General features: G+C 48.0%; 9 protein-coding genes. 4 read left to right on the top strand and 5 right to left on the bottom strand.

Annotation, left to right across the window (positions count from 1 at the left end; all coding sequences use genetic code 11):
- Positions 1–5 precede the first annotated feature (5 nt).
- Together H6F66_RS02040 and H6F66_RS02045 are read right to left on the bottom strand one after the other, a co-directional pair.
- Entirely contained in the window at positions 6–965 is a 960-nt protein-coding gene (locus tag H6F66_RS02040) for an isoaspartyl peptidase/L-asparaginase (protein WP_190417713.1), read from the bottom strand.
- Positions 966–1,068: 103 nt separating this feature from the next.
- Complete coding sequence (locus tag H6F66_RS02045) at positions 1,069–1,212, bottom strand: DUF2256 domain-containing protein (RefSeq protein ID WP_190417764.1); 144 nt, start codon at positions 1,210–1,212, stop codon at positions 1,069–1,071.
- A gap of 107 nt (positions 1,213–1,319) precedes the next feature.
- Between H6F66_RS02045 and H6F66_RS02050 the strand changes: the two genes are divergently transcribed.
- Together H6F66_RS02050 and H6F66_RS02055 are read left to right on the top strand one after the other, a co-directional pair.
- Positions 1,320–2,132: an RNA methyltransferase gene (locus H6F66_RS02050; RefSeq protein ID WP_190417715.1), complete on the top strand. Its 813-nt coding sequence runs from the start codon at positions 1,320–1,322 to the stop codon at positions 2,130–2,132.
- 138 nt (positions 2,133–2,270) lie between these two features.
- On the top strand, positions 2,271–3,872 hold the full coding sequence (locus H6F66_RS02055) for a serine hydrolase (RefSeq protein WP_347269319.1): 1,602 nt from the start codon (positions 2,271–2,273) through the stop codon (positions 3,870–3,872).
- A 50-nt stretch (positions 3,873–3,922) separates the two neighbouring features.
- Here the strand turns inward: H6F66_RS02055 and obgE are convergent, their stop codons facing one another.
- The 3 genes from obgE to H6F66_RS02070 all read right to left on the bottom strand — a co-directional run bounded on the left by obgE (position 3,923) and on the right by H6F66_RS02070 (position 6,585).
- On the bottom strand, positions 3,923–4,936 hold the full coding sequence (gene obgE / locus H6F66_RS02060) for a GTPase ObgE (RefSeq protein ID WP_190417719.1): 1,014 nt from the start codon (positions 4,934–4,936) through the stop codon (positions 3,923–3,925).
- Between the two features lie 72 nt (positions 4,937–5,008).
- The gene (locus H6F66_RS02065; RefSeq protein ID WP_190417721.1) at positions 5,009–5,695 is read right to left on the bottom strand and encodes a Mo-dependent nitrogenase C-terminal domain-containing protein; all 687 of its coding nucleotides are present in this window, start codon (positions 5,693–5,695) and stop codon (positions 5,009–5,011) included.
- 203 nt (positions 5,696–5,898) lie between these two features.
- Positions 5,899–6,585, bottom strand: a complete 687-nt coding sequence (locus tag H6F66_RS02070) for a ComF family protein (RefSeq protein ID WP_190417723.1) — start codon at positions 6,583–6,585, stop codon at positions 5,899–5,901.
- 160 nt (positions 6,586–6,745) lie between these two features.
- On the opposite strand from H6F66_RS02070, the gene H6F66_RS02075 reads away from it, so the two are divergent.
- Together H6F66_RS02075 and H6F66_RS27485 are read left to right on the top strand one after the other, a co-directional pair.
- Complete coding sequence (locus H6F66_RS02075; RefSeq protein WP_190417725.1) at positions 6,746–10,216, top strand: PAS domain-containing protein; 3,471 nt, start codon at positions 6,746–6,748, stop codon at positions 10,214–10,216.
- A 393-nt stretch (positions 10,217–10,609) separates the two neighbouring features.
- Entirely contained in the window at positions 10,610–15,268 is a 4,659-nt protein-coding gene (locus H6F66_RS27485) for a PAS domain S-box protein (RefSeq protein ID WP_199295016.1), read from the top strand.
- Positions 15,269–15,372 lie beyond the last annotated feature (104 nt).

Consider the following 15,372-nt stretch of genomic DNA (forward strand, 5'->3'; position numbering starts at 1 on the left):
TACTTTTAACTTACAAAGCCTGTGAGGGTGTCTCCAGTCCATTCCAGAGTGTCGCCGATTTTTTCGCCAGTGTGAAAGGCAGAAAGGAGGACTTCACTGGTTTTGCCAAAAGCGATCGCGCCTGTGGCATCAATTCCAATCGCCCCAAAATCTCGGCGGTGGTGATAAGCTTCGCCAAACGAGCGCTCAAACGCTTGGGCAAGAGATAAACCATCAGTGACACGTACCACAATCCGCGCCGCCAGACACTCATCAATGATGTCTTCCCCAATACCCGTACAACTGATCGCTGCTTTCTGAGTGGCGTAGTTCCCGGCTGGCATCGCTGAGTCGCTGACCCGCCCAATTCGCTCAAAACCCTTGCCACCCGTCGAAGTTCCGGCAGCTAAGTTTCCTTGCCCATCTAGAGCCACTACACCAATCGTTCCAACTCCTGCCTTGCTTGGCTCAACCAGCTCTTGTTCCGCTATGACTCCAGCAGCTTCTTTGATAAAGTTCTCATCGCGTTCCTGAAGCCATTCCTGCAACCGGATCTCGATCATGGGATTGTAAACTGGAACTTGCAATTCCCGGATTAGTTCCATCGCCCCAAAATCCGACAGCACCCGATCCGCAGACGTTTGTAAAGCTTGAGCTAACTCAATCGGATGTTGTACCCGCGAGACATTGATTACACCACTGAAACGCTGACTTTCCCCATCCATCAGCGAAGCACTCATGCGAATTTGCCCGTCTGATTGCAGCACGGAACCTGTTCCAGCATTAAAGCGGGGATCGTCCTCTAGCATATGGCAAGCACTGACAACTGCGGCTGAGGCAGTTGCTCCTGCCATCAGCAACAAGTAAACTTCCTCTACGACTTTGTATAGAGATTGGCGTACTGCATCAACTCCCCCTTTACTCTTGAGAGAGCTTCCGGCACCGCCGTGAATGATAAGCTTGGGTTGCACCTGGTTAACTGACATTCCTTGAACCTTTGTAATGCGTGATATTTAGCGAGGATTAGGGATTAGGGTTTGGGGATGGGGAATTGGAAGGAATCTTACCCATCCCCAGCCCGCAGCCATTTTATGAGCGGCGGCGGCGACAGCGCTCCGAACAGTATTTCACATCATCCCAGCAATCAGCCCATTTTTTGCGCCAAGTGAAGGGACGTTGACATACCGGGCAAATTTTTGTGGGTAAGTCGGACTTGGAACGAACACGCTTCATGCTAAGTTGACGATACATTGCTATTTAATTTTACGTAACAATTAGGGCAGGATGGCTACTATCTGTCTACAGATAGATGTGCTTTTTACTGTTTTCTTGAGTAAGTCATGGATGAAACCACATTAACGAGGGTGCGGATTGTGTTGGTGGAGCCAGCTGGCGCTCGAAATGTTGGTGCTGTGGCTCGTGTGATGAAAAATATGGGGCTGCGTCAGTTGGTGCTGGTGAATCCCCAATGCGATCGCCTCAGTGAAGAAGCTGTGCATATGGCAGTTCATGCCCTAGATGTGTTGGAACAAGCCCAGGTAGTTGCCACAATGCCAGAAGCATTATCCGGGTGTACTCGTGCGATCGCTACCACTGCCCGCGTCCGAAGTATAGAAACTAATCTGGAAAATCCCAGAACCGCTTTACCGTGGTTGATTGCAGAACCAGTGTCATCAGCTTTGATTTTTGGCCCCGAAGATCGGGGGTTAAGTAATGCGGAATTGAATTATGCTCAACGATTTGTACGCATTGCCACCAATCCGGAGTATCCTTCTTTAAATCTGGCAGCTGCTGTTGGCATTTGTTGTTACGAGCTTTATTCGTCAGTAATCAGCGAATTGTCAAGTTGTCAGGTTGAGTTGTCAGATTTTAATAACTTGGCAACCTTTCAATCTGACAATATTGAAACGCCGACTGAAACTGCACCCTTAGAACTCTTAGAGGGGTATTATCAGCAGATGGAAGCTGTGTTATTAAAAATGGGTTATCTGTATCCCCACACTGCGACAAGTCGCATGGAAAAATTTCGCCGCATCTTCAATCGAGGTAATTTAAGCAAAGAGGAAGTAGCTATGCTTAGAGGGATTTTTAGTCAAATGGATTGGGCGCTGCAATTTTTACCCGAATCAGCAATAGGCGATCGCAAGCAATAGGACGCGCCATAGAATAAGGGACTGGGGACTGGGAAAATTTCCCAATTCAAAATCCAAAATCCAAAATCGATGTCGCCTGTACAGTGGTTGGGCGCTCTTTTTAACAACTAACAGCTAATAATGGTGGAGGAGTTGGGAGTGACTCAGCAGCCTGCAAATCAGTCAGTTGTGCCAGAGGTATCAGTGGGGAGTAAGTATACAGGCAAAGGGCAAACGCCCGACAAGGTTCGCGCCGCCATCCGCGAACGTCGCCGCCGAAAGGAAAAAAGTCAAATTGCATCGCCAACGCAGCGCGAAGCATCTAGCAGTCCAGTGTCACGACGTACACCCTTGGTAAGGGTGGAAGACAAGCGTCAACATGGAATTGGGAGTGAGGAATTACGGGCGGATTTAGGGCAGAAAGCAGCTTTGGGAACAGAAAGACGGAAATCCTACTTGTCGGCGCGATCGCAAAGCAGTACAGATTTGACTCGTGGAGGGCAACAAGCACGTCGGCGTAGCGGCCGAGTGCGCCAGAGAGCAAATGCCAATCAGTCAATCTTTGCTGCCTCCTCAGAGCCAAGGAATAATGTTACACGCCTGAAAAAACCTTCTGCGTCTCTACCTGTCAATCTGCCAGTAAATAAGTCAACTCGTCGGACAAGACCTCAACGCCCGGTATCCCCACTGTTATACGCTGCCCGTCTGTTGATTTTGGGGGTAGGAGTAGGCGCGATCGCTGGTACTTTATTATCAGCCTGGGACCCAGCGAAGCGCCAACTAACAGGCGCTATTAATCCAGAAGTCGCGATCGCTCAAAATTCAGCCGTTGGCGGCGAAGCAGTAGCTTCAAGACAACCGAATACTCAGAACTTACCACCAACTGCGCTTGCTGTGGGCGAAGAAATCCCAACGTTAAAAGCCAAAGTGCAAGCTTTGGTAACGCAAAATCCCAAATTTCAGCCGGGAGTATTTTTAGTAGATTTGGAGACGAATGCTTACCTTGACTTGTCGGGAAGCGAAGTTTTCGCCGCCGCCAGCACGATCAAGGTGCCAATTTTGGTCGCCTTTTTTCAGGATGTAGATGCTGGCAAAATCCGTTTGGATGAAAAATTAACTTTAGAGCAAAATGCGATCGCGGGTGGAAGCGGCGAATTGCAGTACAAAAAGCCAGGGACGCAGTACACAGCCCTGGAAGTGGCAACCAAGATGATTATCATCAGTGACAACACTGCCACAAATATGCTAATCCAGCGTCTGGGGGGCGCTCAGGCGCTCAATCAGCGGTTCCAATCTTGGGGCTTAACAGCAACAGTAATTCACAACCTACTTCCAGACTTGGAAGGAACCAACACTACCACTCCTAAAGATTTGGCGAATTTGATGGCAATGGTTAATCAAGGAAATTTGATGTCTTTGCCATCACGCGATCGCTTGTTGGACATCATGCAGCGCACAGTAACTAACTCATTGCTGCCAAAGGGACTCGGAAAAGGCGCTACTATCGCCCACAAGACGGGGGATATCGGCTCTCTACTCGCAGACGTTGGTTTAATCGATTTGCCTAGTGGCAAGCGCTACATAGCCGCTGTGATGGTGAAACGCCCCCACAACGATTACAAAGCCTCGGAGTTGATTCGTCAGATTTCTCGTACAGCTTATCAATACTTCAGCGAACCGCCATCAGTCCCTGATGCAACTGAAGTGTCTCCCATACCTAAGCCTGTTACTGCGGGAAATAATACCAGTTTTATTAATTAAGGGATTGGGGATTAGGGATTGGGTAAGACTTTTTACTAATCCCCAATTAGCTATTGAGTAACAAGTGATAACTGATCCAGAGTTTGCCAGATTTCCTGTAATACAGGGTCTATTCCAATTCGCGCCACTGCTGAAATAGCAAAGACAGGTGCAGAAGTCAATGAGCGTAACTGTTGCGCGATCGCTTCTACATCTCGTTCCCCCGGAGCCAGCGCATCTACCTTATTGAGTGCTATAACTTGCGGACGCTCCGTTAAACCGCGCCCGTAAGCTTCTAACTCCTGCTGTATTGTTTGATACGCCTCAATTGGATCGTCGCTGGTAACGTCAATCATGTGCAGCAGTAGCCGGGTGCGCTCAATGTGACGCAAAAAGTCGTGGCCTAATCCGACACCCGTATGAGCGCCTTCAATTAAACCGGGAATATCAGCAAACACAGTACCATCGCCGTTGGGTTTGCGTACTACGCCCAAATTCGGCACCAAAGTTGTAAAAGGATAATCTGCCACCTTGGGTCTGGCAGCGGAAATCGATGAAATTAGAGTAGACTTACCAGCATTAGGTAAACCAATAATTCCAACTTCAGCTAACAGCTTCAATTCCATACGTAGATGGCGCTTTTCACCAGGCAGCCCATCTAAAGCGTACTCTGGCGCTCGGTTGCGGTTGCTCAGGAAATATTGATTTCCCAATCCGCCCTTGCCACCTTGAGCTATACAGAAAGTTTGCTTTGGCTCGACCAAATCAGCCAATAGTTCATCCGTTTCGGCATCATAAATCATAGTGCCACTGGGGACATTAATAACGCGATCGCGTCCCGCCGCACCAGTCCGATTATTGGGGCCTCCACGCTCTCCGTCGTCTGCCTTAAAACGATGGTTGAACCTAAAGTCCAGCAGCGTTTGCAAATTCTCTTGAACTACTAGATACACCGAGCCGCCGCGTCCCCCATTACCTCCCGATGGCCCACCTGCTGGCACATACTTCTCCCGGCGAAAGGCGACAATTCCATCGCCGCCTTTTCCCGCCTCAACTTCAACTTCTGCCTGATCGATAAATTGCATAATTACTAATTGAAAGATTGCTAATTGCTGATGGCTAATTGTTCATTGTTCATTGCTATTAGCCATCAGCAATTAACAGTAAGTCGAAACATCTTCTCCACAATCATCCGCCAGATAGGACAACGCCCGGAAGCGCAAACCTACTAACTGTTCGTAGAGAGGATTAAGCTTGCAAAGTGGTGGAATGTGGACAATCTTTTGCCCAAACACCTTAACATCTCGCTCAAACGGACACTGAGCGGGAATCATTTTACACAAAAATCGGGCTAATCGCTGGTCGTGAATTTCTAATCCGTCAAGCCAAACTCTGACAGGTTGCAACACCACGCGATTCTTGATCCGAGCTGCCGCTCCTGTCTCTAGTTTAGAGTCAATCTGATCTCCTTGGCTGGATTTCAGCGCCTGTCGCAGCACGGACAGAGCTTTTGGCTCCTGTCCCAATGCCTGACAAAACTCGCTCAACAATTGATCCTCGCTGGAAGAATAGACACCATCAGCCACTGCCACCATTACAGCAGTACGCAGGAAATTTTCTGCGGCGCGGGCATCTTTTCCAAAAGCTGCTGCCAGTTCATCGGGCGTAATTTGTTCAACTGATGCGAAATCACTAGCAAGAGCCAGTTCATCTTGAGCCAGCGATGCAATTAATTTTTGTTCTTCGGCATCAAAGTCGCCGTCTGCCCAAGCAAGCGTCAGCAAACCGCGTATCCAAGCCGTCATTTGCTGGCTAGTGTAGGGAGATTGAAGCACGCTTGTCATAAAACTCTAATTTTGGTTGAATCTACGTTGCGATCGCTTTAAGTCGATTTTAGCTCTGGCGCTGACGCACTTGTTTGTCTAAAAGACTGAACTACTCGCTGGAATTGCGTTTTTGGCGAATTTACCAGAGTTAGGATCGTTTCTCTCTTCGATGCTAACGAGCTTTTCGTACACACGCGGGGGGGTTTTATGTCAGGAAAACCCTACTTATGGGCTGTTTTTTGGGAATTTTTTGGTGTAGCAATCGCTACCAGCCCGTATACTGGAATACCTTGCCCCTTCAGGGTTTCACTTGCCGCTTTAGCTGTCGCCCCGGTAGTATAAATATCATCTAATAGTAGTACAGATCGAGATGGGCGCGATCGCCTAAAGCCTTTGCCCAAACTGAAAGCTCCAGCTAAGTTTTGTTCTCTTTGAGTACCAGATAAGCTAAATTGAGCTTCAGTCTCCCGAATGCGTTCCAAGCCGCATTTTTGTAAGGGGAGGCGGGTGAACTCGCAAAAGCTTTGTGCTAATAAGTCAGCTTGGTCATATCCACGCTTTTTGCGCTTATCTGCGTGCATGGGAACGGGAACAACGACCAGAGATTGAGAAGACACAGGAGAATTTAACCAAGCTTGACCTAACCAATGGCCCAAAGGACGAGCTATCTGGGGTTGGTTTTCATATTTTAAGGCAGCGATCGCTCTTTTTATTGCGCCCCCATAAGCTCCCCAGGCAAATACAGGAAATTCCTCTTCCCACTGGGCATAATTTGATGATTGGCAGCGTTGAAGTTGCCTGTAACAATCGTGACAAAATTCTTTGGAAGTTGGGCGCTGGCAAAGAGGACAGTTAGACTCAATAAAAAGATTTAGCAAGCTTTGGAAAATCTGACGGCTGTTCCCCATTTTCAGCACTCCAACCTAATAAACTATTTTTAATCCTGGCTTAAAATGGTTATCTATAAAGGAATTTAAACATACATATAAGAATTATTTATTGCTTTTCTAAAAATCAAGCCACAACTCTCAGGTATTACCTGAGTATTATCATCTCAGAGGAAATCTCTTGAACATCAGCTTCTGGTCGCAGCAGAGTGGCCCCATCCTTACCTTAGTAACGATTGCTATCATTGAGCTACTGTCCGAGACTGTATTTTCCATTCCTAACCCAGCCCCGATCTACCTCACGGCTGTAGTATATGCTACATTCAGCGGCAGTTTCCCCTCTGGGTGGATCAGCGCGACGATGACGCTAGTTTATGCTCTCTGGTTCTTTTCTACACCAGGTGAACTATTTCATTACACAGATGCCAATGCACACAGCGTACTTGTCCTAGCTTTAACAACACCTGCGCTGGTAGTGATGGTAGGTTTCCTCAAACACAGAGCAGAGAAGGCTGTGCAGCTAGAGACAGCAAATACCATTCTGAAACAGCAGCTGGTTGAGATGCAGCAGGTGGAGGTAGAACTGCGAAACGCAAACGAGCGCTTTCATCTGGCAGCAGAGGCGGTTAATGGTATTATTTACGACTGGGATATTACTAAAAATTACGCACAAAGAACCAAAGGGCTGACCGAAGTTTTAGGCTATCAACTCCAAGAAGCTGAAGCCACCGCTGATTGGTGGACAGAGCGCATCCATCCGGAGGATAGAGAGCGTGTACAAGAGGCAATTAAGCAAGCTCTTGTTCTAGAGAGCAGTTTTACTATCGAGTATCGGGTTTGCCACAAAAGCGATCGCTACCTGTATGTTTGGGATAGAGGACTAATAGTGAGAGATGCCTCTCAAGCGGCGGTGCGAGTAGTCGGCTGCACCTTGGATATAAGCGATCGCTTCCACGCAACTATGGAACGCGATCGCCTGCTGGAACAATTAGAAACCGAACGCGCCTTCTTAGAAGCAGTGCTGCAACAAATGCCAGCGGGTGCAATAGTTGCCGAAGCACCGTCAGGAAAGCTAATTTTGGGCAACGACCAGGTAGATAGGATTTTACGTTATCCTTTCTTAACATCTGCAAATATTCACGAGTACCACGAGTACAAAGGCTTTCATCCGGATGGGCGTTCCTACGAGCCGCAAGAGTGGCCTCTGGCGCGTTCCATAAGCACAGGCGAAGTAGTGATGGAAGAGGATATTGAAATACTGCGCGGCGACGGTACGCGGGGTACAATGCGCGTCAGCTCCTCCCCAGTGCGATCGCGTACTGATGCCATTGTCGCCGGAGTAGTTATTTTCTCCGACATCAGCGATCGCAAACGAAATAAAGCGCTGATGAAAGCGCAAAACACCATTTTGGAAATGATTGCCAGCGGCACTCCCCTTCCCCAAGTGCTGGATGTCTTGACTAGATTAATTGAAGAACAATCCGATGGGGCGCTTTGTTCCATCCTACTACTGGACAAAGAAGGGAAAAAACTATTTTTCGCTGCTGCCCCCGGCCTCCCAGAAAGCTATCAACAGGTAATTGCGGATGGTCTTCCCATCGGTGAAAACGCTGGCAGTTGCGGAACTTCGGCTTATAGACGGGAGCCGGTAATTGTATCCGACATTGCCAATGATCCCCTGTGGGCAGGATTCAGCCATTTTGCCTTGGATCACGGACTCCAAGCTTGTTGGTCACTACCCATATTTTCCACGCAGGGAGAAGTCTTCGGCACCTTCGGGATGTATTATCGCACGCCGCGATCGCCCAATTCCCAAGAATGGAAACTAATCGAGATATCAGCTCGTTTAGCAGCGATCGCCATTGAGCGTCAGCGTTCCCAAGAGGCGCTGGTAAAGAGCGAGGCACGGTTTAGGCGTTTGGCTGAATCTAATATTCTCGGCGTAATTGTCGCCGATTTTAGCGGCAACATTACTGATGCTAACGATGCCTTTTTGCAAATGGTGGGCTACACGCGGGAGGAATTTAACCAAGGGAAAGTGCGTTGGGATACCATGACACCGCCAGAATATCTCCCTCTAGATGAGGAGAAAATTTTGGAACTGCAAGCGTCTGGAAGTTCTACTTCTTGGGAAAAAGAATACATTCGCAAAGACGGCTCGCGCATTTCTATTTTGGTCGGTATCGCCCTTTTAGAGGAACCTGAAAATACTTGTGTCTGCTTTGTACTCGACTTAAGTGAGCGCAAGTTGTTAGAGGAAAGCCTGCGACAACAGGCACAAGACTTAGAACAAGCAAATCGCATCAAAGATGAGTTCCTAGCTGTAGTTTCCCACGAACTGCGGACACCTCTAAACGCCATGCTCGGCTGGGCGACTCTGCTGCGTAGCCGCAAGTTTAACGAAGAAACAACGTCACGGGCGCTGGAAACAATCGAACGCAATGCCAAATCACAGGTGAAACTGATCGAGGATATATTGGATGTCTCGCGCCTGATGCAAGGGAAAATCCGCCTGAATATCTGCCCTGTTGAACTAAAGCCACTAATTGAAGCTTGTATTAATACTGTCCTACCTTCCTGCGAAGCGAAAGGGATAATTTTAGACTCGGTAATAGACCCGGTTGCTGGCTTTGTTTCCGGCGATGCAGAACGCTTGCAGCAAATTATCTGGAATTTACTTGCCAACGCCATAAAGTTTACCAGCGAGGGCGATCGCGTGACGGTGCGATTGTCAGCGGTTAGGGAATTGACAAGTTCTAACAAGTTAACAACTTTGCCACGTTTAAACGTGACAAAGGGAACCGAAGAGTTGTCAAGTTCTCAAGTTGCAGGGTTGGCAAGTTCTAACAAGTTGACAACTTTGCCACGTTTAAACGTGACAAAGGGAACCGAAGAGTTGTCAAGTTCTCAAGTTGCAGGGTTGGCAAGTTCTAACAAGTTGACAATCCCATCTGACAACTTTCAAACGCCAATAAACTACTACGCTCAAATTCAGATAAGCGACACAGGCATTGGTATTAGCCCAGAATTTCTACCTTTCATCTTCGAGCGCTTCCGGCAAGCTGATAGTACCACTACGCGATCGCACTCCGGTCTAGGGTTAGGTTTAGCAATTGTCCGCCAGCTGGTGCAACTTCACGGTGGCACTATTAAGGCTACCAGTCCCGGAGAAGGACTAGGATCTACATTTACAGTGCAGTTACCACTCCAAGAAAGGGGACTCTTGACTAGGGACAAGCAGGATTCCCCAATCTCCAATTCCCAATCCCCAATTTCCCTCAAAGGTTTGCGGATACTGGTGGTCGATGATGAAGCGGACACTCGTGAATTTCTCACCACAGCCATAACACAATACGGCGGTAAGGTACTAGCTGTAGCATCGACAAGAGAGGCTCTAAAAGCACTCGAACAATTCCAGCCAAATGTCCTTGTCAGTGATATCGGAATGCCTCTAGAAGATGGCTATTCGCTGATTCGGCAAGTAAGGAGCCGTTTGGCAAAACGCGGGCAGCAGTTGCCAGCACTAGCCCTGAGTGCTTATAGTACCGAGGCAGATAGCAAAAGAGCGATCGCGGCAGGTTTCCATCAACACCTTGCTAAACCAGTCGATCCAACCGAATTAGTAGAAGCGATCGCCAAGCTTCTGCCTTAGAGGATGTCCCCAAAGTTATATTCGAGAAGCTTAGACGGTGGAGATACTTCTATGTAGGGGACTTGGAGCCGAATTGTACTGATTTATGCTCTGAACTAAAGTTCAAGGCTCAAAACTAAAACCTGTTAAACCGGTTTGAAAACCTTATCCAGTAAGCTTTAGCTTCTCGCTGTGAAATTTATTTCCAGACTTTTAAGTAATTTATAGGTATGCTCGCGGGGAACATACCAACTTTTGACATTTCTGGGACATCCTCTTCGCCGCATTGCAATATAAATCAATAGTTTTTATCTGTAGCCTGCTATCAATTGTAACTATCTCTAAAGGTAGATTTATGCTGCATTAGATGCCTTTTACCTTTAACCTTTAGGCTTTAGACTGAAGGCAACAACTATGCGATCGCCTTTATTTAGATTCACAATGGAGGAAGATACGAAAAAGCAAGATATGCGAATACATCGGGATGAACTAGGCTACGGCGTTGCGGTATCGATTTGTACTTTGATTGTGCTAGCACTATGGCCCGATCTCTTAACAAATCTATTGGTAGGAAACGGTTTTATCCCACATGGACATTGTTACCTGTGGAAACCCAACTTGGTATGGCTCCACGTAGTTTCAGATTTTCTGATTGGACTTGCTTATGTTTCGATTTCCGGAACTCTAAGCTATTTAGTCTACAAAGCCCGCCGAGACATCCCCTTTTATTCAGTGTTCTTGGCATTTGGATTATTTATCATTGCCTGCGGTGCCACGCATTTTATAGAAATTTGGACGTTGTGGCACCCGATGTATTGGCTATCGGGAAGCATTAAATTAATTACTGCGATCGTGTCGGTAACTACAGCCTTATTACTGCCGCCGTTAGTTCCTCAAGTAATAGCACTGGTTGCAGCCGCCAAAAGCTCAAATGAGCGCAAACTGCAACTAGAAACCGCCAACCAAGAACTAGAGACACTTTACCAAAAACTCAAAGAACTCGACCAGCTAAAAACTCAGTTTTTCGCCAACGTCAGCCACGATTTGCGGACACCACTAACGTTAATTTTAGGCCCAACCGAGAAGCTATTAGCGGACTCCCAAAGCACGAGCATTGAGCAGCGTCACAACCTAGAAGTCGTAAACCGCAACGCCCAAATCTTGCTCAAGCGTGTCAACGATTTGCTCGACGTTTCCAAGCTAGAAGCAGGGAAAATGGAGATCAACTACGCCCCGACTGACGTAGCGCAACTGGTGAGACTGACAGGGGCATACTTTGAGATTCTTGCACAAGAGCGAAAAGTAGCTTTTTCGCTGGAGACACCCCCATCCCTACAGGCAACTGTAGACGCTGATAAGTTACAGCGCATCTGTTTTAACCTGCTTTCCAACGCCTTTAAGTTCACTCCTTTAGGTGGCAGTATTCGCTGCATTCTGGGGGAATCAGTAGTCACGTCGTCAAGTGGTCAGCTTAAATTGTCAGGATCTAACAACTTGACAACATTGCAACCTAACAACCTTAAAACACCAACGGACTGTTTTATCCTTACTGTTCAAGACAGTGGTTTAGGCGTGCCGTTGGAACTACGGGAGGTAATTTTCGAGCCATTCCGTCAGAGAGATTTAGGTTCCAATCAACTGTTTGGCGGCACAGGTCTGGGACTCGCCATTGTCAAGGAGTTTGTGGAACTGCACGGTGGAACAATTACAACTGGCGATGCTCCCGGAGGCGGGGCGATTTTTACTGTTTGCGTACCAAAAACAGCATCTAATGGGGTTCTTAGTTTTGGGGCTAAAGAGTTAGCCGAAAATAGTCAATTTACCGACAATGTTAGTACAGAAAATTCAAACCAAACTACCACAATGGGTGGTGAGTTTTGCGGACTCTTGGCTGGGGATAAGGGACAAGGGGATAAAGGGACTGGGGGCTGGGGACTCTTGGCTGGGGAAGATTCTTACCCAATCCCCAATCCCCAATCCCCAATCCCCAATCCCCAATCCCCACTGGTATTGGTAGTTGAAGACAATCCGGAAATGAACCAGTTCATTGCCGAGATTTTAGCAAGAAAATATCGCGTAGTTACTGCCAGAAATGGGCATGAGGGATTGGACAAAGCGATCGCTCTTTCTCCCGATTTAATCCTCACAGATGTGATGATGCCCCACCTGAACGGCGAACAGCTAGTGCGGAAAGTCAGATCCATTCCGGCGCTTGATGGCATCCCGATCATCCTGCTGACTGCCAAAGCTGACGACAAGCTAAGAGTGCAGATGTTGCAAGAAGGCGCTCAAGATTACCTGATGAAACCCTTCCAGATTGAGGAATTACAGGCAAGGGTGGACAATGCGATCGCAATCAAACAGGTTCGCGAGGTACTACAAACCGAATTGCAAACTCTGGATGGAGATGTAGCGGTATTAGTAAACGAAGTCGCCAACCGCAAACGCGAACTGCAAAAAGTCAATGATGAATTAGAAAGTCGAGTCACCGAAAGAACCCGCGAACTACTAACAGCTAACGAACTGCTAAAAGCAGAAATCGCCTCTCGCTCTTTAGCAGAGGAGTCTCTAAGAGCCAGCGAGAAACGCTTTCGCAGCTACTTTGAACTTCCTCTAGTTGGTATCGCCATCACGTCACCAGAAAAAGGCTGGCTAGAAGTAAACGATAAATTGTGCGATTTCTTCGGCTATTCTCGGCAAGAACTCAGAGAGATGACTTGGGCAGATTTAACTCATCCCGATGATTTGCAGTCTGATGTGGAGCAGTTCAACCAAGTCTTAGCAGGCGAAACTGAAGGCTATTTGATGGATAAGCGGTTTATCCGCAAAGATGGTACTGTAATTCACACCAGCATCTCGATTCGCTGCGTTCGTCGTGCTGATAAATCGATTGATTACTTTATAGCAGTGGTTCAGGACATCACTCTGGCTCTTCAGGCTCTTGAGTCCCTGCGCCAGAGCGAATCTACTCTCCGCAGCTTCTTCGATAGCACTCCTCTGATGATGGGGATTGTGGAGCTGGTGGATGATGATATCTTGCATATTTCTGATAATCCCACCAGCGCGAAGTTGTTTGGGACAACACCAGAGGCGATGCGAAACCAAAAAGCTAGCAGTTTGGGAATACCACCGAAATATCTGCGCTTGTGGTTTCATCAATACCAGTTGGCTCAACGCAGCCAAGCTCCTGTACGCTTTGAATATCCTCACAAAATTGGGAGAGATAAGAAGTGGCTATCAGCAACAGTCTGCCCAATCGAGGTATCAACCCTAGCGCGTCCAAGATTTGCTTATGTGGTGGAGGACATCACCAACCGCAAGCAAGCTGAGAAAGAACGGCTCCAGCTCTCTCTAGAACATGAGGCTCGCGTTCAAGCCCAGGAAGCGCAGCAGCGTTATCAGCTGATGGCTGAAACTGTTCCGCAGATAGTATGGACAGCAGGCCCGGATGGTGCAGTCGATTACTTCAACCAGCGCTGGACTGACTATACAGGAATGACACTGGAAGAAAGCCTTGGCTGGGAGTGGCAGCCAGTGCTGCATCCAGACGACCGAAGCCAGAATATTGAGCGTTGGTTGAGTGCTGTTGATACGGGCGAGACTCACGCAATTGAATGTCGCTTTAAGAGGGCATCGGACGGGGCTTACCGTTGGCATTTGGTTCGGGCAATGCCGGTGCGCGATCGCAATGGTTGGGTTGTCAAGTGGTTTGGAACTTGTACGGATATTGACGATCAAAAGCGAATCCTTTCATCAATGCAGTTTTTAGCGGATGCTAGTGTGGTGCTGACCTGTTCACTGGATTATCACGCTACGCTGCAACGGCTTGTGCAACTGGTGGTGCCACATTTAGCTGACTGGTGTACTGTTCACATAAAATCGGCTGATGGCTCCCTTCGCCTGCTTGAGGTCGCGCACGTTGATCCAGAACGAGCGCAGCAAGCATGGGAAGTAGAGAAGCGCTGCCCGTGTGACACAGAAATGCAGCATGGTTTGGCAAAGGTGATGCAGACTGGCGTGGCGGAACTTGTGGCGGAAATTCCCGACTCGCCCCCCGATGCGATCGCTGGCGATGAACACTCTTGCTCATTTTGCAATATGGGTTTCAAATCCTATATGTGCTTACCTTTGGTTGCTCGTGGTAGTACCCTTGGGGCAATTACCTTTCTAACTGCCGAATCAGGTCGCCAATACAATGAAGCTGACCTCGCTTTGGCATCGGAACTCACCCACCGGGCGGCAATGGCAGTGGACAATGCCCGGCTTTACCAGGAAGCTCAAGAAGCAAGTCGCATGAAGGACGAGTTTCTAGCAATTATTTCTCACGAGTTGCGAACGCCAATCAACTCGGTGCTGGCATGGGCGCAAATGCTCAAGACTCGCAAGTTGAATGAGGCAAAGACGAATATAGCTCTGGATACTATTGAGCGCAATGCTAAGGCACAGACGCAGCTAATTGAGGATTTGTTGGATGTGTCACTCATGATTCGGGGTAATTTGTCCATAGATCGTCGCCCTGTTGACCTAAAAACGGTGATTCAGGTGTCGCTTAATACTTTGCTCGCCTCGGCACAGGCAAAAGGAGTTGAGATTGAGACGATACTCGACTCGGCTGGCAAACGTGTGGAAGGCGATTCCACCAGATTGCAGCAAGTTTTCTCGAATCTGATATCTAATGCCATCAAGTTTGCAACTGAGGGCGATCGCGTAACGGTGCGATTGTCAGTAGAGAATCAAACAGAGCAACAAACAACTAAGTATGCTCAAATTCAGGTAAGCGACACGGGAGTAGGCATTAGTGCAGAATTTTTGCCTCATGTATTTGATTTGTTCCGTCAGGCTGATAGTTCAATAACGCGCTCGCATGGCGGTCTGGGACTCGGTTTGGCAATTGTTCGCTATTTGGTAGAACTACATGGCGGTACTGTTAGCGCCCAAAGTCCCGGCGTTGGACAGGGAGCAACATTTACGGTGCTGTTACCACTCCAAGAAACCAAGGAAGTAAGGGAAGGGGGAGTTCCACTCCACTCTCCAACCACCAGTATCCGCACTTTGAGGGAGACTGGTGGATGATACGGATACTTACTCTGGTTCTTATCCAAGCACTGGAAGAGGAAGCGATTTTGAAAGCAGTGCCGGCACTTTCACCAATCGCCGCCAGATGTGCTAGTGAGTGA

Source organism: Trichocoleus sp. FACHB-6 (genome assembly GCF_014695815.1).
GTDB classification, from domain to species: Bacteria; Cyanobacteriota; Cyanobacteriia; order Cyanobacteriales; family FACHB-T130; genus Funiculus; species Funiculus sociatus.